The organism is Microbacterium maritypicum (assembly GCF_041529975.1).
Taxonomy (GTDB): Bacteria; Actinomycetota; Actinomycetes; order Actinomycetales; family Microbacteriaceae; genus Microbacterium.
The window spans coordinates 770,909-788,724 of record NZ_CP168030.1; the positions used below are offsets into that span (position 1 = coordinate 770,909).

Here is a 17,816-nt window from a genome sequence, read left to right on the forward strand (position 1 = left end):
GAGGTCGTGGTGCCGAACAAGTCGCCGTGCTGGCCGTACATCGCGCCCGGCCTCAGGAGCCGTCGCGCAGGTCGGCCGGAGCTCCCGCCGAGAACCGGATCCGGTCGAAGCGCGAGTCACAGTCCTCTCCCATCGGCGCCTGCGACATGAAGCCCACCGTCACGGGGAGGTCGGTCTTCAGGCGGAACACTCTGACGAACTCCCACCGGTCGCCGTCGTCGGAGGCGTGGAAGGCGAACGCGTCTCCGACGCGGGAGACGCGGAGATACACGAAGTCGCTCTCGACGACCGTGGAGTTGCAGTCGTCGGAGAACTCGTTGGTCACGACGCTGACGACCATCGCCCGCCCGTCGGGCGAATACTCGAAGCAGAGCTTGGCCCAGTACTGCTCATCGCACCACAGCCCCAGCACGGCGGCGTCGAACGTCGTCCGCTCCCCGACGACGCGAACCCTGGCACTCAGCGTGAAGTCGCCATCGGTCCGAAAGCCCAGCAAGCTCGCGCGGTGCTGAGCGGGGCCGCCGAGCGAGGCGTTGGTCCAATCTCCTCCCGGTGCCGCATGGAGGGTGAGCTCGCCGGTGTCGCCGTCGTAGCTCGCATCCAGTTCGCCGTTGGTCCATTCGAGCGTCGGCAGGGCAGGTATCCGCATGGTCGTTCTCCTCCGTGTCATTCCGGTGTGGGTGTGGGTGTGGGTGTGGGGTCGTCTAGACGGGAACGGCGTCGAGCATCCGGCCGTCGACGAGATGACGGCGGGACCGCGCCCGCTGAGCGACCACATCGTCGTGCGTGACGACGATGATGGTCATGCCTGACGCGTTCAGCTCATCGATCACGTCGAGCACGTCGTCCGTGGCCTCCCGGTGCAGGGCACCGGTCGGCTCGTCCGCGATGAGGATCGGCGGACGATTCACGAGTGCGCGGCAGATGCCGACCCGCTGCCGCTGGCCGCCGGAGAGTTCGTGCGGTGCGCGGGCGCCGAGGTGTCCGATCCCGAGCCGATCCATGAGCTGTGCGGTATTCGCCAGGGTGTCTGCGGAGACCCGGCCGCGTCGTCGCACCGCCGGGAGCAGGATGTTGTCGATCACCGCCAGCTCGTCGAGGAGGTCGGTGCGCTGGAATACGAACCCGAGCGTGGTGCGACGGATGTGTGCGAGGGCCTTGTCGTCGAGCGCGGAGAGATCGTCGTCGCCGATGCATACCGACCCCGACGACGGCTGGTCCAGGCCGCTCAGGCACGAGAGCAGAGTCGTCTTGCCGGAGCCGCTGGGGCCGGTGAGAGCCAGGTAGTCGCCTTCGGCGACGTCGAGGTCGATCCCCTCGAGCACGGTCGTGAAGTCGCCGGCGGCCGATTCGAAGCGTCGGGTGACTGCGCGCGCCGTGATGAGTGCGGGCGATGGGGGCATGTCGGTCAGCTTTCGTTGAGGAGTGCGGGGCTGTGGGCTGAGGCGATGAGGCCGCCGACCACGGCGGCAGCCGCCACCACGGGGCCGGTGATCAGGCTCCAGCCGTTGGCTGCGACGAGGTCGGTGGCGCCTCCGCCGAACGAGGAGAGTGTGGCACCGAGAACCCCCGGCCCGAGCGACTCCGTCGCGATCCACCCGAGGAGAAGACCCGCCCCGGCGACGCCCGTCGCCCGGAACAGGGCGATCGTGCGCAGTTCGCCGCGAGACCATCCGAGGAGCCGCAGCAGACGCAGATCGGACTCGTCGCGCGTCGCCTCGAGTCGCCCGCGGAGAGCGAACACCAAGAGCATCACCACGGCAGCGGCTGCCCAGGCGATCATCGACGCCGTCTTCAGACGCTCGACCGTGTCGCCCAGCGTGTAGTGGACGAACCGGTCCAGCTCGGTGAACGACGCCGACGGGTGGTCGAGCGCGAGCGCCGAGGCTTTCCCGCCCTGGTCGACGCCGTCTCGGAGGTCGACCATGAACGTCTGCCACAGGGGGATGCCGTCACCACCGGGCAGCTCGACGGCTTTCCCCGATCGGCCACCGTTGGTGATGTCGTGATACAGGCCCGTGATGCGGTATCGATGGGTCGAATCGGCCGAGTCCACCTGGACGGACTGGCCGACATCCACTCCGGCCGTCTGCGCAGCGAGGGTCGACAGCGCCAGCTCCCCGGGCCCTGCGGGCGCTTCGCCACGGGCATAGGCGAGGGGGAAGGCCGAGGTGTCGCCCACTTCCAGGGCGACGTCATCGGTGTGGTCAGCGCCGATGAGCGCGACCCGGAAACTGGTCACCTTCGCGAACCGCGCGATGTCGGGGTCATCGCGCAGAGAGCGCTCGAGCGCGTCGCCCGCGCCGGCTTCCGCACCCTCGCGGACGAAGGCACGGAGGTCGCTCTGGCCGACGCCCATGGTGGTGATGAAGTCGGGCGCCGCGATCGTCTGGGTCACGCGCTGGGGCAGGGCCGCCAGCGCGACCGCGAAGCCGACCATGACGATCAGCAGCACGGCGGTGGTGCCCCGCGTGGTGAGGCCGCGTGCGGCGAGGCGGATGCTGATAGGAATCGGAAGATCCCATCGCAGCGCACGCGGACGACGTCGGGTCTGCGCCGACACCCCGGGCCTGGTCAGAGCGAGCAGCGGGCTGATGCGCCGCACCCGGCGCAGCAGCTGCGCCGCGAGCGCGGTCGGGATCGCGGATGCGAGCACGACGGCCAGCAGCATCACGATCGTCCCGGTGCTGCCGTGCCCGCTCGAAAGGACGACGTCGCCGCCCCGCAGAAGCGCGGATGCAGGGAAGACCAGGAGCAGGGCGACCAGCACCGCGACACCCGACTGCACGGCGTATCCGAGAAGCAGGGTCGAGGAGACCTCGCGGTGCGAGAAGCCGATCGCCCGCATCACACCGATCCGACGGGCGTCCTGTTCGAGGGCGGTGAGGACCATGATCCGCAGGCACAGCAGCGTGATGGCGAGCAGGACGATGCTCACCAGGATGGTGAGGATGGCGACCAGACCGTCGGTCAGCGCGGCGATCAGACGCAGCAGGCTCCCGTCGACGGCCGCACCGTTGGCCGGGAGTCCGGCCAGACGGTAGGCCTCCGCGAATCGATCTCCTGCGTCGTCGACCAGGCGGAAGGTGAGGATGTGCTCCACGGGGAGCCGTTCGGCAAGGTCGTTCCAATCCCTTTCGGACACCACGAACCGCTTCGAGTTGACCAGACTCGGCCCCATCTGGGCGTCGCTGACGGTGTCGGCGACCGTGAACGTCTGCACGTCACCCTGCACGGCGATCTCGACCGTGTCACCGCGCGCGAGGTCGTAGGCGTCGGCGTAGTAGCCGGGCACGGCGATCTCGCCGTCGCGGACGTTCGTCGGCGTGCCGTCGGGTCCGAGCAGGAAGTCGAATCGAGGGCTCTGGGTGACCAGCAGGAGGTCCATCACACCGTCGCGCGCGGCATCCGTCATCCCGTGCATCCGAAGGTCCTGGTTGTCGAGCTGGAGCGCATCCTGCACCTGGTGGTCGTCGACGATGTCCTGGTGCGTCGCGGCGAAGGAATCCAGCGATGAGGTCTCCAGCGGACCGACCTGCATCTGCACGGCGTCCGGCGCTTCCGCGAGCGCGAAGAGCCGCTCCGTCGCCCCGATCGTCGAGACGAGGGTGGCGACACCCGCGCCGGCGGTGGCGGAGCTGATCGCCATCAGCAGGATCAGCGAGACGCTGCTCACGGGATTCCCACGGATGCGTGCGAATGCCATCCGCCACGCGGTCGAGGCCGTCGTCACGATGTCGGGGGGAGGGCGAACGGCCAGCCGTGCAGGATGGCGCCGATGCCCGCCTCGAACTGCCGTTCGGCCGACGGGGCCCACCCCGCGGCGATGATCCGGCCGAGGTGGGGCAGCTGCGACAGCAGTGCTGCCTCGGTGTCGTCGTGCTCGTCCTCGGTCTCGGTCGTCTCCGCAGCGGTGGACTCCGACCCCGCGGGAGCGCTGAACTCTCCCATCGCCGAGGCGACGGTGATCATCACGAGCACGTTGACGAGGTCGCCGAGGGCCGGATCGACCGGAGCCCCGAGGTCGAGCAGGATGCCGATGGCCTCGTCGGCCACGGCGAGCGCCGCGGGGGAGGTGATCGGGTGCGTCGCGACGATCGGGATGAGTCCGGAATGCGCGGCGAGCTCGGTGCGGATGGCCCGCATCAGTTCGTGCGCGTAGGCGCGCCAATCGGGCACCCCGGAGGTGGAGGGAAGCGAGAGTCCTGTCCAGAACTCGTCGGCGAGCGCGGCGGCGAGGTCCGACTTCCCGGCGAAGTGCCGATAGGCGGTCATCGGGTCCGCCCCGAGCGCGGTGCCCAGGCGGCGCATGGTGAGCTGATCCAGACCGTCGGCGTCGATCAACTCGAGCGCTGCCGACAGTACGTCGGCGCGGGAGATCCGCTCCGGTCGAGGTGTCATCATGAGATTCCTTTCCGCCTGCGCAGGGCGAGCAGTGCGACGGCGAGCAGGACGAAGCCCGCAGCGAAGCCGAAGAGTGCCATCGACGGGCCGAGCGTGTCGAGCGCTCCAGCATGATCCAGGGTGAGCGACCGCATGGCCTGCAGTGCCCAGTATGCGGGCGACGCCGGAGCGATGGTCTGCATCCAGGTCGGCAGCGACTCGACCGGCCCGAACGCGCCGCCGATCCCCGCCATGAGCATGGCGAGCACGTTGCCGATGACCAGTGCGAGCTCGAGGGATCGGGATGCCGACACCAGGAGCAGTCCGAAGCCGATCATCGCCGCCGAGAACGCCACGAGCACCAGGACCAGTCCGAGTACGGAGCCGTTGGGGCGGTATCCGAAGAGGAGCGCGCCGCCGAGGAGCACCGCGACGAACTGCAGCAACTGCGCGGCGAATGCCGTCAATGACTTGCCGAGGAGGAGGTCGACGCTGCGGGCCGGTGATGTCCGCAGCCGGTCCCACGTGCCCCACTGATGATCACGGAAGAACGCCGTGACGACCTGCTGGACGCACAGGAGGGCGAACAGCACGGCCAGGCCGGGGACGGCGTACTCGACACCGGACGCGGAGGCGTAACCGGCGGCGGCGAGCTGCCCCCGCGCACCGGGAACGAAGAACGGGACGAACACGAGCGGGATCACCGTCATGACGACGACCGGAGACGGGTCGCGCCACAGGATCCGTGCGTCGATCGCTGCGACCGCGAGACTATGCCGCAACACCGTGCACCTCCGCGTCGTCGAGTGTCGGCGTCTCCTGCTCGTGGAGCAGGCGCACGTACGCGCTTTCGAGGGTCGGGCCAGGGAACCGCACATCGATGATCGCGCTCGCGCTCACGCCGAGACGCGCGATCAGCTCGGCGAGCAGCTCACCCGCGCTGGTGCCCGTCGATCCGCTCACGAGCCAGTCGCCCTCGCGCACCCAACCGGCCGGCGGCTGAGTATTCGGCTGCAGGCGCACGCGCACGCCGTCGCCCTGCGACCTCACCACCTCGCTGACGTCTCCGAGATCTCGCAGCACACCGTCGTGCAGGAGAGTGAGCCGTGACGGGAGCTGCTCGAGCTCGGTGAGGTAGTGGGTGGTGTAGAGCACGGATGCTCCGTCGTCGGCGATGCGGCGCACCAGGTCGAGGATCTGCTGGCGCGACTCCACGTCGGCACCGACGGTCGGCTCGTCGAGGAACAACAGGCGCGGGCTGTGGGTGAGCGCCATCGCGAGGTGCAGTCGGCGCTGTTGGCCGCCGCTGAGCTGATCGGCGCGGATGCCGGTGCTCTTCGTCAGCCCCAGCCCCTCGATCACCTCCGCGCATCGTGCGCGCAGCTCACGCCCGCGCACGCCGTGAAGGCGAGCGAACCCCGCGACGTTCTCGCGCACGGTGAGGGAGGGGTAGATACCGAGACGTTGCGGCGCGCTGCCGATCACGGCGGCGGCGGCATCCCGGCGGGAGGCGAGGTCGATGCCGCCGACGGTGACCGACCCGGAATCGGGTGCCAGCGACCCGTTGGCGATGGCGATCAGGGTCGACTTGCCCGCGCCGTTGGGTCCGAGGAGGCCCAGGATCTGACCCGCCGGCAGAGCGAGATCGACGCCGGAGAGCACCGCGCGCTCGCCGAAGGATCGCCGGATGCCGCTCAACCGCAATCGTGTGTCGCTCATGATTCCCCTTCGTAGATCTACATCGTAGACTAACTGACGAAGGGGTGGGAGCGGACGCGTCGAACGCGCGCAGGGTCAGCGAATCACCCGACCGCCGCCCCGAGACTGCGCTGCTCCACGAGCGGGCAGGCGAACACGTCGCGCTCGCCGAGTCCGACGCGGTTGATGTAGCGCACCACGATCGCGTACGAGGCGAAGAGGCCCACCTGGGTGTAGGGCACTCCGTGGGCCCGGCAGTACTCGGCGATGAGGGGTGCGGCGCGCCGAAGGTGTGGGCGCGGCATCGACGGGAACAGGTGGTGCTCGACCTGATAGTTCAGGCCGCCCATCGCGATGTCGAGGAAGCGGCTGCCGCGGACGTTGCGACTCATCAGCACCTGCCGGCGGAGGAAGTCGAGGGTCAACTCCCTCGGCACGACCGGCATCCCCTTGTGATTGGGCGCGAAGGCGATGCCCATGTAGAAGCCGAACAGCCCCAGCTGCACCGCCAGGAAGACGAACGCGATGCCGGGGGAGAGCACGAGGAACACCAGCACCAGGTAGCCGATCATGCGGATGCTCAGGAAGGCGATCTCCGCCCACCGCCGCTCCAGTCGCCCGCGCGCGAACATGCGCCGCACGCTCGAGGCGTGCAGCGACAGACCCTCCAGTAGCAGGATCGGGAAGAACAGCACCCCCTGGTGTCCGCGCAGCCAGGTGATGACCGGTCCGTTGTGCCGGGCTGCGGCCTCGGGGGAGACGGCGATGACCGGGAGCTCGATGTCGGGGTCGGACCCCAGCTTGTTCGGGTTCGCGTGATGGCGGGTGTGCTTGTGCTGCCACCACCCGTAACTCATGCCGACGAGGAGGTCGCCGAGGATCAGGCTGATCCAGTCGTTCCAGCGCCCGGACACGAAGATCTGCCGATGTGCCGCGTCGTGCCCGAGGAAGGCGATCTGCGTGAACACGATCGCCAGAACGGCGGCTGTGAACAGCTGCCACCAGGTGTCGCCGATCCAGACGAAGGCGAGGAGGCAGACGCCCAGGACGAGCGGCGCGGCGATGAGCTTGGTCCAGTAGTAGCCGTACCGACGGTGGAGCAGTCCGCGTCCGCGGACCTGCTGCGCGAGTTCGGTGAACGCGCTCGATGTGCGTGGAGCGCCGTCGGGCGGGCGAGTGCGGATGGTCGGACGGATGCCGTCCATGATGACCTCTTCTCCACGCCGACCTCTGCGGCGGCGCGTTCTGCGACCCGTGCCTCAGCGATTCCCGGTCGTCGTCGGAAGCGGCCTTCGCTGGTGGGTTCGACGCCAGGCTACGCCGCGAACCTGCGTGCGTTCTCAGACGGCGGACGCCCCTCACGGCGGTTTCCACGGTCGTCGGCCTCTGGGATGCGATACATTGCATGGTAGGTAGAACTTCAGGCTCTACGTCGCTTTCCGTTCGAGTGGAGGAAAATTGGCACTCTCAGGTGGACCCCTCGAGCGCAGATCCATGAGTGACGAGGCATACGCCCGGTTGCAGGAAGCGATCATCAGCGGCGAGCTGCGCCCCGGTGAGCGTCTGCGGGACTACGAGCTCGCCGAGCGGCTCGGCACCTCGAAGACGCCGATCCGCCACGCGCTGGACCGCTTGGCCGATCACGGCCTGGTCGAGATGCAGCGCAACCGCTACACGCGAGTCGCGCCGATCGACCTCGATCGGGTCCGCAACGCCGTCGACCTCTTCGGCGACATCTGGATCGGCTCCGTACGCCACGTCATGCCGGTGATCCAGGATGACGACGTCGCGTACCTCACGGATCTCGCCGACGACATGTCGCGGTCGGTGAAGTCACGTGACGTGACGGGCTTCGGGACTGCGCTGCGCGCCATCGCCACCGGCTTCGCCCGCATCGAGGGCAACGCTGCGCGAGCGGTCATCATCGAACGTCTCGGACCGCAGATCCGGCGCTTCGGCGAGCACTCGCGGGACGCTTTCGAGTGGGACAAGATCGAGGCCTTCACCGTCGCCATGCGCGAAGCGATCAACGCGCGCGATGCGGTCCAGACCCGAGCAGTGCTCGTCACGCTCTTCGACGACGTGCTCCCCGCGACGATCGACCGTGCCGAAGTCGCGGGTGTGGACATCATCGACGAGGACTGAGTCAACCGGTGCCGGCATTCCAGGCGAACCCACAGGAATCGCAAAGGGTCGTCTTCTAGCCTGGAGATCCCAAGGGGAGTACTCCGATACGGTCGGGTCGTCATTACGGATGCACGTCGCATCCCGGGCCACCGGTTCCTGTTCAGGAATGGAGAAGACTTTGGCGGTGCAGTCGCACCCCGAAGTCTGGAGCCCGTTTGGACATCACCCCCCTGATCTGGATCATCACGATCGCGGTCACGATCGCGTTCTTCGTCTATGAGTTCTTCGCGCACGTGCGCACACCTCACGAGCCGACGATCGCGGAGTCGGCGCGCTGGTCGATCTTCTACATCAGTCTCGCGCTGCTGTTCGGCGTCGGCATCGGCGTCTTCTCCGGCTGGACGTTCGGCGGTGAGTACTTCGCCGGTTATCTGACCGAGAAGGCGCTGTCGATCGACAACCTGTTCGTCTTCCTCATCGTGATGACCGGCTTCGCCGTGCCGAAGATCTATCAGCAGAAGGTGCTGATGATCGGCATCGTGATCGCGCTGATCCTGCGCGGCATCTTCATCGCCGTCGGCGCGACGCTCATCGAGAACTTCTCGTGGATCTTCTACCTGTTCGGCGCACTGCTCCTCGTGCTCGCCTACCGTCAGGCGTTCAGCAACCACGAGAGCAACCCCGCGAACGGGCGCTTCATGACGTTCGTCCGTCGACACCTGCCCGTCAGCGACGAGTACAACGGCGACAAGCTGACCGTCGTCAAGAACGGCAAGCGCTTCGTCACGCCGATGCTGCTCACGATCATCGCGATCGGGTTCATCGACCTGGTGTTCGCCGTCGACTCGATCCCCGCGATCTACGGTCTCACCGACCAGGCGTACATCGTCTTCACCGCCAACGCCTTCGCGCTCATGGGCCTCCGACAGCTCTACTTCCTCATCGGCGGACTGCTCGAGCGGCTCGTCTACCTGGCCCAGGGGCTCGCGGTCATCCTCGGGTTCATCGGCGTCAAGCTCGTCCTGCACGCGCTGCACGTCAACGAGCTGCCGTTCATCAACGGCGGTCAGGGCGTCGAGTGGGCACCCGAGATCCCGATCTGGTTCTCGCTGCTGTTCATCGGCCTGACCATCGCGGTGGCCACGGCGGCGAGTCTCATCAAGACCCGTCGCGCCCCGGATGCCGTCACCACGCCCACCGACACCACCCCCACCATCACCCAGAAGGAGCACTCTTGAGCGCGCAGCGCTGTTCTGACTCTTCGGACTCCGACAGTACGAGCGCCCGGTTCATCCCGGGCGCTCACCCCACCACAGAGGAGGCGGCCCGCTGATGGGCGACCTCCTCTGGAACATCGCCCTCGTCTTCGCGTTCGTGCTGATCGGCGGTGTCTTCGCCGCCACGGAGATGGCGCTGGTCACGCTGCGCGAGAGCCAGATCAACGCGATCGGCCAGCGCGGGCGCCGCGGGGCGAAGGTCGCGGCCCTCGCCCGCAACCCCAACACCTTCCTCTCGGCGGTGCAGATCGGTGTGACCGTCGCCGGGTTCGCCTCGGCGGCGTACGGTGCGACATCGATCGCCCCGTCCCTGGCGCCCGTGCTCGAGTCGTGGGGGCTGGCGCCGGCTCTCGCCCTCACGGTCGCGACACTCGTGCTCACGCTCGTGATCGCCTACCTGTCGCTCGTGCTCGGAGAGCTCGTGCCCAAGCGCCTCGCGATCCAGCGCAACGCGCAGTTCGCCTACGCGGTCGCGCCCGCACTCAACGGGTTCGCGACGGTCATGCGCCCGGTGATCTGGCTGCTCTCGGTGTCGACGAACGCCCTCGTCCGGCTGCTCGGCGGCGACCCGCACAAGACGAGCGACGAGATGACCGATGAGGAGGTGCGCGACATCGTGGCCAGCCATCAGGGGCTGCCGGATGACGAGCGACGCATCCTCGACGACGTGCTCTCCCTGCGGGGGCGGCAGGTCAGCGAGGTCATGCGCCCGCGCCCGGAGGTCGTCGCCCTCGACGAGGCCGCGAGCGTCGGCGAGGTGATGGCGCAGGTGCGTGATCTTCCGTTCTCGCGCTACCCCGTCTCCGAGACCTCGATCGACGACATCACCGGGTTCGTGCACGTCCGTGATCTGTTCGAGGCCGCGTCCGACGATCCGACGCGGCCGCTGCGCGCGCTCATGCGCGAGATCCCGTACATCCCCTCGTCCGCGCGTGTGCTGCCGACCCTGACCCGGATGCGTGCGGAAGGGCACCACATCGCCGTCGTCGTCGACGAGTACGGCGGCACCGATGGCCTCGTCACTCTGGAAGACCTCGTGGAAGAGGTGGTCGGCGAGATCTTCGACGAGTACGACGCCGAGGTGTTCATCTCCGCAGACGACGGACTCGACGGGCGGCTCAACCTGCAGGACTTCGAGGAGGCGACGGGGCTCGCGATGCCGCGCGGCTCGTCCGACACCATCGCCGGATTCGTGACGGAGCAGCTGGGGCGACTCGCCGTCGTCGGCGACACGGTCGAGGTTCCGGGCGCGACGATCCAGGTGGCGGAGCTCGATCGACGTCGGATTTCGCGTGTGCGGGTCACGCTCGAGCAGGTCGGGGAGCCGCAGGTCTGACCGCGCGATCGTCCGGGCTCAGGGCTGCTGCACGCGCGTGCCGAGGTCGCTGAGGCCTTCGGTGAGGATCTCGACCAGCAGGCGGGCATAGCGTCCGTCGGGATCGAGGTCGGGGTCGAACACCGTGATCGACGCGCCGACCGCGTGCGGTGCCAGTTCGCGCAGCAGAGCCGTGAGCTCTGCCGCCCCGATCCCTCCGGGGTCGGGGCTGTCGACGGCGGGCATGATCGCGGCATCGAGCACGTCGACGTCGACCTGGAGCCAGTAGGCGGAACCCGCGACGGCGGCGGCCTCCGCGCCGACGTGGGCGGCGCCGAGGGAGAGGACGTCGGCGGAGGAGAAGACACCGCCCAGGATGCCGCGTACCTCCGGCAGATCTTCGTCATCGTCGCGGTGGCCGATGTGCGCGGTGTGCTCGGCCGCGAAGGACGGACCGAGCCCGTCGATGTCGGCGACGGCGGGCCAGTGCCTGCCGATCGCCGCGGCGAGAGCCTCTCCGGCCACGCTCGCGCACTCGTCGCTGTTGCCCGGATGCCGGAAGTCGGTGTGACCGTCGACATGCACCAGTCCGATGCCGCCACGGCGCACGGTCGCGAGACCTGCGCCGAGCAGGATCGCGCAGTCGCCGCCGATCACGAGCGGAGCCTCGCCCCTGTCGAGCGCTGCGCCGATGCGTGCCGCCAGACGCCGCGAATGGTCGATCGTGGCGCCCTCGTTGCGCACGTGTCCCGGCGGTCTCGTGGCATCGTCGTCGACGTAGCGGCCGGCCAGGACGACGCCGGAGTCGGTCGCCCCGAGCTCGGCGAACCGGGCGAACAGGCCAGCCTCGCGCAGAGCCTCCGGTGCCTTCGCTGCGCCGGGGACGCTGCCCGGCTCGGGCGGACGCAGGCCGAGATTGGACGGAGCCGACAGCATCGTGATCATGCCTGCATCCTGAACCGGGGGTCGGACATTCGCGCGGGGATCAGGCAGGGAAGCGCACCCCGGTGATGCGCTCCGCAGCCGCCCAGACTGCGGACCCGATCGCCGCGGAGCGCACCTCGTCCGATGCGGCAACCCGCGCCGGCGCCCCACGGAACTCGAGCAGACCGCCGGGGCCCCAGTAGTCGCCGTTCCTCACGTCTGCGGCCGTGGCCGCGTGGACGACGGGCAGCGCGCCGCCGTCCTTGCCCTGCACGAGCAGGCGGGTCGGCGCGGACAGGGCGCGGACGACGCCGGACACCTCGGCGAGACCGGGACGCGCAGGCGTGAGCGGGTCGACCGCATAGCCCGGGTGTGCACAGACAGCCGAGCGGGAGGAGTCCGACCACCGTCGGGACAGTTCGAACGCGAAGGCCATCAGCGCCGCCTTCGACCGCCCGTACTGCCGGAGCGAAGCGCCGGTCCACGGGGCGTCGAGCGTCGCCGCGTCGAGGGTCGCGAAGCGGTGGGCGATCGAGCCCACCGCGACGACACGGGCGTCCGGCCCGAGGCTCGACTCGAGCTGCGCCACGAGGGCGAAGTGGCCGAGGAAGTTCGTGCCGACCATGAGGTCGAAGCCGTCACTCGTGCGCGCCGAGCGGTCGGCCGCCTTGACCCCGGCATTGCAGATCACCGCGTCGAGCCGTTCCCCGATCCCGGTGGCGGCGCCGCGCACGCTGTCGAGGGAGCCGAGGTCGAGCGCCAGTACGCGCAGGTCGGCGTCGGGCACCTGTGCGCGGATCGCCGTGACCGCTGTCGTCGCGCGCTCGGGCGAACGGCATCCGAGCACAACCCGCGCACCCCTCGCGGCGAGCTGCTCCACGCACCAGTACCCGATTCCCGCGTTCGCGCCGGTGACGAGCATGGTGCGCCCGAAGAGGTCGCGGGGGAGAGGAGGGGCGGCATCCATTCCCCCAACCTAGGCCGCGCGGATGTCTCGCGCCTCAGTGATCGTGGTCGTGGTGCTCGTCGTCTTCGTCTTCGAGAAGCATGCCGACCGACGTCGCGCAGGCGTCGCCCTTCCACGCCTCGATGCCCTCGCGCACGGCGAAGGCCGCGATGACCAGCCCGGCGACGGCATCCGCCCACCACCACCCGAACAGGGAGTTCGCGACCAGTCCGATCAGGACTGCGGCCGAGAGGTACGTGCAGATGAGTGTCTGCTTCGAGTCGGCGACGGCGGTGGCGGAGCCGAGCTCGCGACCCGCACGGCGCTCCGCCAACGACAGGAAGGGCATGACGGCGACGCTGACGGCGGTCAGGACGATGCCGACGGTGCTGTGCTCCGGACGTTCGACCATGACCAGCGCTGCCACCGAGGTCGCGGTGACGTAGGCGGCGAGGGCGAAGAAGGCGACCCCGATGACGCGCAGGGTCGGCTTCTCCCAGCGCTCCGGATCACGGCGCGTGAACTGCCAGGCGACCGCGCCCGCAGACAGGACCTCGATCGTGGAGTCCAGGCCGAACCCGATGAGCGCGGCCGAGGAGGCGACGGATCCGGCGGCGATCGCGACGACCGCCTCGATCAGGTTGTAGGCGATCGTGATGCCGACGATGAGGCGGATGCGGCGATGCAGGGTCTCGCGACGGGTGAGGGCGAGCGTGGCGGTCATCAGCAGGTACAGCCTTCGCCGGAGCAGCAGTCCGGTTCCACGATGAGCGTCACCCGCATGAGCATGTCGAGCGCGGGTGCGAGGTGCCGGTCTGCCAGGCGATAGCTGCTGCGGCGGCCGTCCGGCACGCTCTCGACGAGGCCGCAGCCGCGGAGGCACGCGAGATGGTTCGACATGGCCTGGCGCGAGACGCCGAGCGCTTCGGCGAGGTCGGCGGGATAGGCGGCGCCCTCCCGCAGGGCGAGCAGGACACCGGCGCGTGTGGGGTCGGAGAGCGCGTGCCCGAGGCGAGCGACGGCGGCCGTGTGCGTGGGGGAGGAGGCGAGGGCGGTGGTCACATGACCACTGTACAGAAAATGATGAATTCAGAACAGGCTGAACTCAAAGATGTGGGGACGCGACGAGATGTCACGCCCCCGCACCCTGACCTGCTCAGCGGATCGCGTACACCGCGCTGCCGACGATGACGGCGACGATGGTCGTCCAACCGATGATCGCGAGCGCCTGCCAGAAGAGGATGCGGGCCTTGCCGACGCCGGAGGCGGCGAGCATCGTCGCCGTGAACTGCGTCGGCAGCAGGAGAGGGCCGAGCAGGCTGACTCCCGGGACGCCGTAGCGCTCGAACGCGCGCTGGAACTTCTCGCGACGCGGGGTGCTGTGCGTGTCCGCGGTGCCCACCGCACCCTCTTCCGTCGTGCCGCCGCCGGCGAGGGCGACTGCCTTGGCTCGCGAGCGGTTAACGACGGCCTGCCGGGCCCCCGAACTCACCAGCACCACCACCAGGACGCACAGGAAGTTGCCCACGATCGCGGCGATCGCGGCGACCACGGGGGGGATGCCGCCGATGATGCCGATGCTCACCGCTCCCTCGCCCTCGATGAAGGGGATCGCGCCGGCGAGGGCGACGATGAGGGGCTGCACGAGCTCGGGAACCTGGGCGACCAGGTCCTGGAAGGTCTCGATGAGGTTCATGGGGGTGCTCCCTGATGTCGGTGCGAACGGTCTCTCCGCTGCGATGACCCCAGTCCACTCGACGCGAGGGCGTGGCGGCAGTGTCGGGTCGTCACCGCTTCCCGGGTGGATCGCACGCGGCATCCGTGACAACTGTCACGGCCCTATCGTGGGAGCGTGAGCAGCCGCGCCGAGCCCCTCGCCCCCGTCGAGCCGAGTCCGGGGGCGCGACAGCTGTCCCGCGGCGTCACGGCCACGTGGTGGTACACCGTGACCGCCGTGATCGCGTTCGAGCTCGCCCTGATCGCTTCGTGGACGCTCACGTCCCTCGCGGACGACCTCGAGGGTTTCGTCGGCCTCGTGGTCGGCGTCGGCGGCATCCTCTGGTGCACGTCCACGATCCCGTTGCTGCTCGACTACCGGCACCGGCTGGACGCCGAACCGGGCGTGCGCTGGATGCGTCTGCTGCTGCCGTTGCTCGTCGCCCTGATCTACGGAGTCGTCGCCGGCGTCGTGGTCGGCAGTTGGCAGCTCGCAGTGATGCCCCTCGTGCTGACGCTCGTCCTGCTGAACTGGCCGCGCGGGGTGCGGTACAAGGTGGTGATCACGGCCACGATCGCCCTCATCCTCCTCGGCGTCGCGGATTCCGCTCTCGACGTCGCCGACGACAACCCGTTCCTGATCCCCGCCGTGTACACCGTCTTCTTCCCGGTGATGCTGGTCAGTTCGCTGTGGTGGTGGGACGTACTGATCACGCTCGACCGCGCCCGCGCATCCGAGGCGAGGCTCGCCGCCACGCAGGAGCGGCTGCGGGTCGCCACCGATGTGCACGATCTGCAGGGGCACCACCTGCAGGTCATCGCTCTGCAGCTGGAACTCGCGGAGCGTCTGCTGCCGACCGACCCGGACGCGGGGATGGAGCAGCTCCGTGCCGCCCGGGTGAGCGTCGACGAGGCGCGCCAGGGGACCAGGGACCTCGCGACCCGCTTCCGTTCGGTGCCGTTGGGGGATGAGCTGGCCAACGCCCGCGACCTTCTCACCGCGGCCGGGCTCGAGGTGGAGTCCGCCATCGACGCGGATGCCGATTCCGCTCCGGCATCCGCGCTGGGCCCCGTGATCAGGGAGACGACGACGAACGTGCTGCGGCACGGCGGGGGAGCGCGGGCGCGGCTGGCGCTCCGCAGGACCGCGGATGCGTGGCGGTACGAGATCGCGAACGATGTGGTCCCCGGCGTCGACGTCGAGCACGACGGCTCCGGGCTGGAAGGTGTGCGCCGCAGGATCGAGGAGGCGCACGGCTCCCTCGAGGTGCGACGCGACGCCGACGAGTTCGTGGTGGTCGTGACGGTGCCGACGCAGGGTGAGGGTGCTCGATGATCCGCGTGCTGCTCGCCGATGACGAGGCGATGATCCGCTCCGCTCTCGCAGCGCTGCTGCGCCTGGAACCCGACATCGAGGTGGTCGCCGAATGCGCCGACGGCGAGCAGGCCGTCGCCGAAGCCCTGCGCCTGGAGCCGGACGTGTGCCTGCTCGACCTCGAGATGCCGGGACTCGACGGGGTGCAGGTCGCCGAGAAGCTGCACAGGGCGATCGCGACGCGCTGCGTGGTCGTCACCCGTCATGCGCGACCCGGTGTGCTCCGTCGCGCGCTCGCCTCCGGCGTCTCGGGTTTCCTGCCGAAGTCCCGCGGTGCCGACGAGGTCGCCGCCGTCATCCGCCGGGTCGCCGCGGGCGCTCGCTACGTGGATCCCGAGATCGCCGCCGACGCTCTGAGCGACGAGCGCTCCCCGCTCACGGACCGGGAGCTCGACGTGCTGCGCGCCGGTCGCCGCGGCGAGACGACCGGACAGATCGCGCGGGCACTCGCGCTCGCGCCGGGCACCGTGCGCAACCACGTCTCGGTCATCCTCGGAAAGCTCTCCGTCGGCACCCGCCAGCAGGCCGTGCTCATCGCCGAGGAGCGCGGCTGGATCTGACTGCCGTTATGCTGGCAGGCATGGGAACCATATGCGCAGCGCCCATGATGGGGCGCAACTTCGTGATCCGCGACCGCCGCGCCTGACGGCGCGCTCGCTCTCCGCACGCATCTGCGCGCCGTCCACCGAGATGTCATCGCACCTCGGGACGGGCAGTCCTCTCTGACGCCTCTTCGCGTCCTCCCCTCCTTCGAGGTGCTCCGATTCTTCTTCTGGAACGCACTCATGCCTCGTTCAATCCATGGCGGCCGACACGAACTCGGCCAGAACTTCCTCACCCATCGTCCGACCCTCGCCCGCATCACCGACCTCGTCGGGCGCACCTCGGGCTCGATCCTCGAGCTCGGGTGCGGTGACGGCGCACTCACCCGCTCGCTCGCAAGGTTGGAGCGACCCCTCGCGGCGATCGACGTCGATGAGCATCGGGTGCATCGTCTGCGAAAGGCGCTGCCCGGCGTGCGCATCGAGATAGCGGATGCGACTCGCCATCCGCTCGACGCGGAGGTCATCGTCGGCAACATCCCGTTCCATGTGACGACACCGATCCTCCGGCGACTGCTGTCCAGCGGCCGGTGGAGTCAGGCGGTGCTGCTGACGCAGTGGGAGGTGGCCCGCAAGCGGGCAGGTGTCGGCGGCGGCACCATGATGACCGCGCAGTCCGCGCCGTGGTTCGAGTTCTCTCTGGAGGGCCGCGTACCGGCCTGGGGGTTCTCACCGCAACCGAGCGTCGACGGTGGGGTGCTGGCCATCACCCGTCGCGGCTCACCGCTCGTCCCGGCATCCGACCGCCGGGAGTACGAGGCGTTCGTGCGGTCGATGTTCACGGGGCGAGGATCGAACCTGGCTGCGGTGCTGGCCACGGCGGCACGCATCCCGATGTCCCGAGCGCGACGGTGTGTCGCGGCGGCGGGTGCCGACGACCGGCGTCTTCCCCGTGACCTGCGCCCGGAGCACTGGGCCGCGCTCTGGCGTCACGTCTCCCGCGGGTGAGATGACCGGGCCGTCTCGCAGCCCCACCGGGCGACGGCCCGGCCTGCTCGTGATGAGCCCGACGTCGGAGCATCCGGGTAGCCTCGACGCATGTCCGCTTTCGGAACGCTCGCGACTCCGGTCGGTGTCGTCGGCGTCGTCAGCGACGGCGTGGCGATCACCCGCGTCATGTGGCGGTCCGCTCCACCCGAGGGCAGCGCACTCCCGGCCGGCCCGACCGCCGATCCACTGCTCGCCGAGGCCCTCGCGCAACTCGCCGCCTACTTCGCGGGCACGCTGCGCCGCTTCGACGTTCCGGTCGACCTTGGTGTGCCGACCGTGGCGACCAGAGCAGTGCTCACGGTGACGGGGCGGAGGGCGCGGCTTGGCTGCACTCAGCCCAAGACCCCGAGGGCCCGGTGAAGGACGAACGTCTGCTCGACAAACTCCGTCGCGTGTTGGACGTCGCCTAGGGTGTGTCCGACAAAGGTCGACGTGTGCGGACGACTTGTGTGAGAGATCCCTC

Annotated in this window: 19 protein-coding genes; 7 read left to right on the plus strand and 12 right to left on the minus strand. The window is 69.3% G+C overall.

The window, feature by feature from the left end; translation table 11 throughout:
* Positions 1 to 52 precede the first annotated feature (52 nt).
* The 7 genes from ACCO44_RS03690 to ACCO44_RS03720 all read right to left on the minus strand — a co-directional run bounded on the left by ACCO44_RS03690 (position 53) and on the right by ACCO44_RS03720 (position 7,286).
* Positions 53 to 649, minus strand: a complete 597-nt coding sequence (locus ACCO44_RS03690) for a DUF1349 domain-containing protein (RefSeq protein WP_372468421.1) — start codon at positions 647 to 649, stop codon at positions 53 to 55.
* 55 nt (positions 650 to 704) lie between these two features.
* Complete coding sequence (locus tag ACCO44_RS03695) at positions 705 to 1,403, minus strand: ABC transporter ATP-binding protein (RefSeq protein ID WP_372468422.1); 699 nt, start codon at positions 1,401 to 1,403, stop codon at positions 705 to 707.
* Positions 1,404 to 1,408: 5 nt separating this feature from the next.
* Positions 1,409 to 3,676, minus strand: coding sequence for an FtsX-like permease family protein (locus tag ACCO44_RS03700; RefSeq protein ID WP_372468423.1), 2,268 nt, complete (start codon positions 3,674 to 3,676; stop codon positions 1,409 to 1,411).
* Between the two features lie 53 nt (positions 3,677 to 3,729).
* A complete protein-coding gene (locus tag ACCO44_RS03705; protein ID WP_372468424.1) occupies positions 3,730 to 4,404 on the minus strand; it encodes a TetR/AcrR family transcriptional regulator in 675 nt (224 codons plus the stop codon).
* Positions 4,401 to 5,168, minus strand: a complete 768-nt coding sequence (locus ACCO44_RS03710; protein WP_372468425.1) for an ABC transporter permease — start codon at positions 5,166 to 5,168, stop codon at positions 4,401 to 4,403. The genes ACCO44_RS03705 and ACCO44_RS03710 overlap by 4 nt, the downstream gene beginning before the upstream one ends.
* Positions 5,155 to 6,102, minus strand: a complete 948-nt coding sequence (locus ACCO44_RS03715; protein ID WP_372468426.1) for an ABC transporter ATP-binding protein — start codon at positions 6,100 to 6,102, stop codon at positions 5,155 to 5,157. The genes ACCO44_RS03710 and ACCO44_RS03715 overlap by 14 nt, the downstream gene beginning before the upstream one ends.
* A gap of 83 nt (positions 6,103 to 6,185) precedes the next feature.
* Positions 6,186 to 7,286, minus strand: coding sequence for a fatty acid desaturase (locus ACCO44_RS03720; protein WP_372468427.1), 1,101 nt, complete (start codon positions 7,284 to 7,286; stop codon positions 6,186 to 6,188).
* A gap of 289 nt (positions 7,287 to 7,575) precedes the next feature.
* Between ACCO44_RS03720 and ACCO44_RS03725 the strand changes: the two genes are divergently transcribed.
* The 3 genes from ACCO44_RS03725 to ACCO44_RS03735 all read left to right on the plus strand — a co-directional run bounded on the left by ACCO44_RS03725 (position 7,576) and on the right by ACCO44_RS03735 (position 10,821).
* Positions 7,576 to 8,226, plus strand: coding sequence for a GntR family transcriptional regulator (locus tag ACCO44_RS03725; protein WP_029273773.1), 651 nt, complete (start codon positions 7,576 to 7,578; stop codon positions 8,224 to 8,226).
* 197 nt (positions 8,227 to 8,423) lie between these two features.
* Complete coding sequence (locus ACCO44_RS03730) at positions 8,424 to 9,446, plus strand: TerC family protein (RefSeq protein ID WP_372468428.1); 1,023 nt, start codon at positions 8,424 to 8,426, stop codon at positions 9,444 to 9,446.
* A gap of 94 nt (positions 9,447 to 9,540) precedes the next feature.
* Positions 9,541 to 10,821 (plus strand): hemolysin family protein, encoded by a 1,281-nt coding sequence (locus tag ACCO44_RS03735; RefSeq protein WP_262002276.1) that lies wholly within the window; start codon positions 9,541 to 9,543, stop codon positions 10,819 to 10,821.
* A gap of 18 nt (positions 10,822 to 10,839) precedes the next feature.
* On the opposite strand, the gene ACCO44_RS03740 is transcribed toward ACCO44_RS03735, so the two are convergent.
* The 5 genes from ACCO44_RS03740 to ACCO44_RS03760 all read right to left on the minus strand — a co-directional run bounded on the left by ACCO44_RS03740 (position 10,840) and on the right by ACCO44_RS03760 (position 14,366).
* Positions 10,840 to 11,745: an arginase family protein gene (locus ACCO44_RS03740; RefSeq protein WP_372468429.1), complete on the minus strand. Its 906-nt coding sequence runs from the start codon at positions 11,743 to 11,745 to the stop codon at positions 10,840 to 10,842.
* Positions 11,746 to 11,785: 40 nt separating this feature from the next.
* Positions 11,786 to 12,691, minus strand: coding sequence for an SDR family NAD(P)-dependent oxidoreductase (locus tag ACCO44_RS03745; protein WP_372468431.1), 906 nt, complete (start codon positions 12,689 to 12,691; stop codon positions 11,786 to 11,788).
* Positions 12,692 to 12,725: 34 nt separating this feature from the next.
* Positions 12,726 to 13,394 carry a cation transporter gene (locus ACCO44_RS03750; RefSeq protein ID WP_372468432.1) on the minus strand — a complete coding sequence of 223 codons (669 nt, stop codon included), beginning with the start codon at positions 13,392 to 13,394 and terminating at the stop codon, positions 12,726 to 12,728.
* Positions 13,394 to 13,732, minus strand: coding sequence for a helix-turn-helix transcriptional regulator (locus ACCO44_RS03755; protein WP_262002280.1), 339 nt, complete (start codon positions 13,730 to 13,732; stop codon positions 13,394 to 13,396). Before ACCO44_RS03755 ends, ACCO44_RS03750 begins: the two co-directional genes overlap by 1 nt.
* A 94-nt stretch (positions 13,733 to 13,826) precedes the next feature.
* Positions 13,827 to 14,366 carry a small multidrug efflux protein gene (locus ACCO44_RS03760; RefSeq protein ID WP_372468433.1) on the minus strand — a complete coding sequence of 180 codons (540 nt, stop codon included), beginning with the start codon at positions 14,364 to 14,366 and terminating at the stop codon, positions 13,827 to 13,829.
* 156 nt (positions 14,367 to 14,522) lie between these two features.
* On the opposite strand from ACCO44_RS03760, the gene ACCO44_RS03765 reads away from it, so the two are divergent.
* From ACCO44_RS03765 to ACCO44_RS03780, 4 genes are all read left to right on the plus strand, one after another.
* Complete coding sequence (locus ACCO44_RS03765; RefSeq protein ID WP_372468434.1) at positions 14,523 to 15,722, plus strand: sensor histidine kinase; 1,200 nt, start codon at positions 14,523 to 14,525, stop codon at positions 15,720 to 15,722.
* Positions 15,719 to 16,321: a response regulator gene (locus ACCO44_RS03770; RefSeq protein ID WP_372468435.1), complete on the plus strand. Its 603-nt coding sequence runs from the start codon at positions 15,719 to 15,721 to the stop codon at positions 16,319 to 16,321. The genes ACCO44_RS03765 and ACCO44_RS03770 overlap by 4 nt, the downstream gene beginning before the upstream one ends.
* 225 nt (positions 16,322 to 16,546) lie before the next feature.
* Positions 16,547 to 17,311, plus strand: coding sequence for a 23S ribosomal RNA methyltransferase Erm (erm, locus tag ACCO44_RS03775; RefSeq protein WP_372468436.1), 765 nt, complete (start codon positions 16,547 to 16,549; stop codon positions 17,309 to 17,311).
* 90 nt (positions 17,312 to 17,401) lie between these two features.
* Positions 17,402 to 17,713 carry a hypothetical protein gene (locus ACCO44_RS03780; RefSeq protein WP_372468437.1) on the plus strand — a complete coding sequence of 104 codons (312 nt, stop codon included), beginning with the start codon at positions 17,402 to 17,404 and terminating at the stop codon, positions 17,711 to 17,713.
* Positions 17,714 to 17,816 lie beyond the last annotated feature (103 nt).

Coding starts and splice junctions, on each gene's coding strand:
- ACCO44_RS03745 (WP_372468431.1), bottom strand. CDS start 12,691: ATGGATGCCGCCCCTCCTCTCCCCCGCGACCTCTTCGGGCGCACCATG.
- ACCO44_RS03750 (WP_372468432.1), bottom strand. CDS start 13,394: ATGACCGCCACGCTCGCCCTCACCCGTCGCGAGACCCTGCATCGCCGC.
- ACCO44_RS03770 (WP_372468435.1), top strand. CDS start 15,719: ATGATCCGCGTGCTGCTCGCCGATGACGAGGCGATGATCCGCTCCGCT.
- erm (WP_372468436.1), top strand. CDS start 16,547: ATGCCTCGTTCAATCCATGGCGGCCGACACGAACTCGGCCAGAACTTC.
- ACCO44_RS03715 (WP_372468426.1), bottom strand. CDS start 6,102: ATGAGCGACACACGATTGCGGTTGAGCGGCATCCGGCGATCCTTCGGC.
- ACCO44_RS03725 (WP_029273773.1), top strand. CDS start 7,576: ATGAGTGACGAGGCATACGCCCGGTTGCAGGAAGCGATCATCAGCGGC.
- ACCO44_RS03690 (WP_372468421.1), bottom strand. CDS start 649: ATGCGGATACCTGCCCTGCCGACGCTCGAATGGACCAACGGCGAACTG.
- ACCO44_RS03735 (WP_262002276.1), top strand. CDS start 9,541: ATGGGCGACCTCCTCTGGAACATCGCCCTCGTCTTCGCGTTCGTGCTG.
- ACCO44_RS03780 (WP_372468437.1), top strand. CDS start 17,402: ATGTCCGCTTTCGGAACGCTCGCGACTCCGGTCGGTGTCGTCGGCGTC.
- ACCO44_RS03740 (WP_372468429.1), bottom strand. CDS start 11,745: ATGATCACGATGCTGTCGGCTCCGTCCAATCTCGGCCTGCGTCCGCCC.
- ACCO44_RS03705 (WP_372468424.1), bottom strand. CDS start 4,404: ATGATGACACCTCGACCGGAGCGGATCTCCCGCGCCGACGTACTGTCG.
- ACCO44_RS03695 (WP_372468422.1), bottom strand. CDS start 1,403: ATGCCCCCATCGCCCGCACTCATCACGGCGCGCGCAGTCACCCGACGC.
- ACCO44_RS03760 (WP_372468433.1), bottom strand. CDS start 14,366: ATGAACCTCATCGAGACCTTCCAGGACCTGGTCGCCCAGGTTCCCGAG.
- ACCO44_RS03720 (WP_372468427.1), bottom strand. CDS start 7,286: ATGGACGGCATCCGTCCGACCATCCGCACTCGCCCGCCCGACGGCGCT.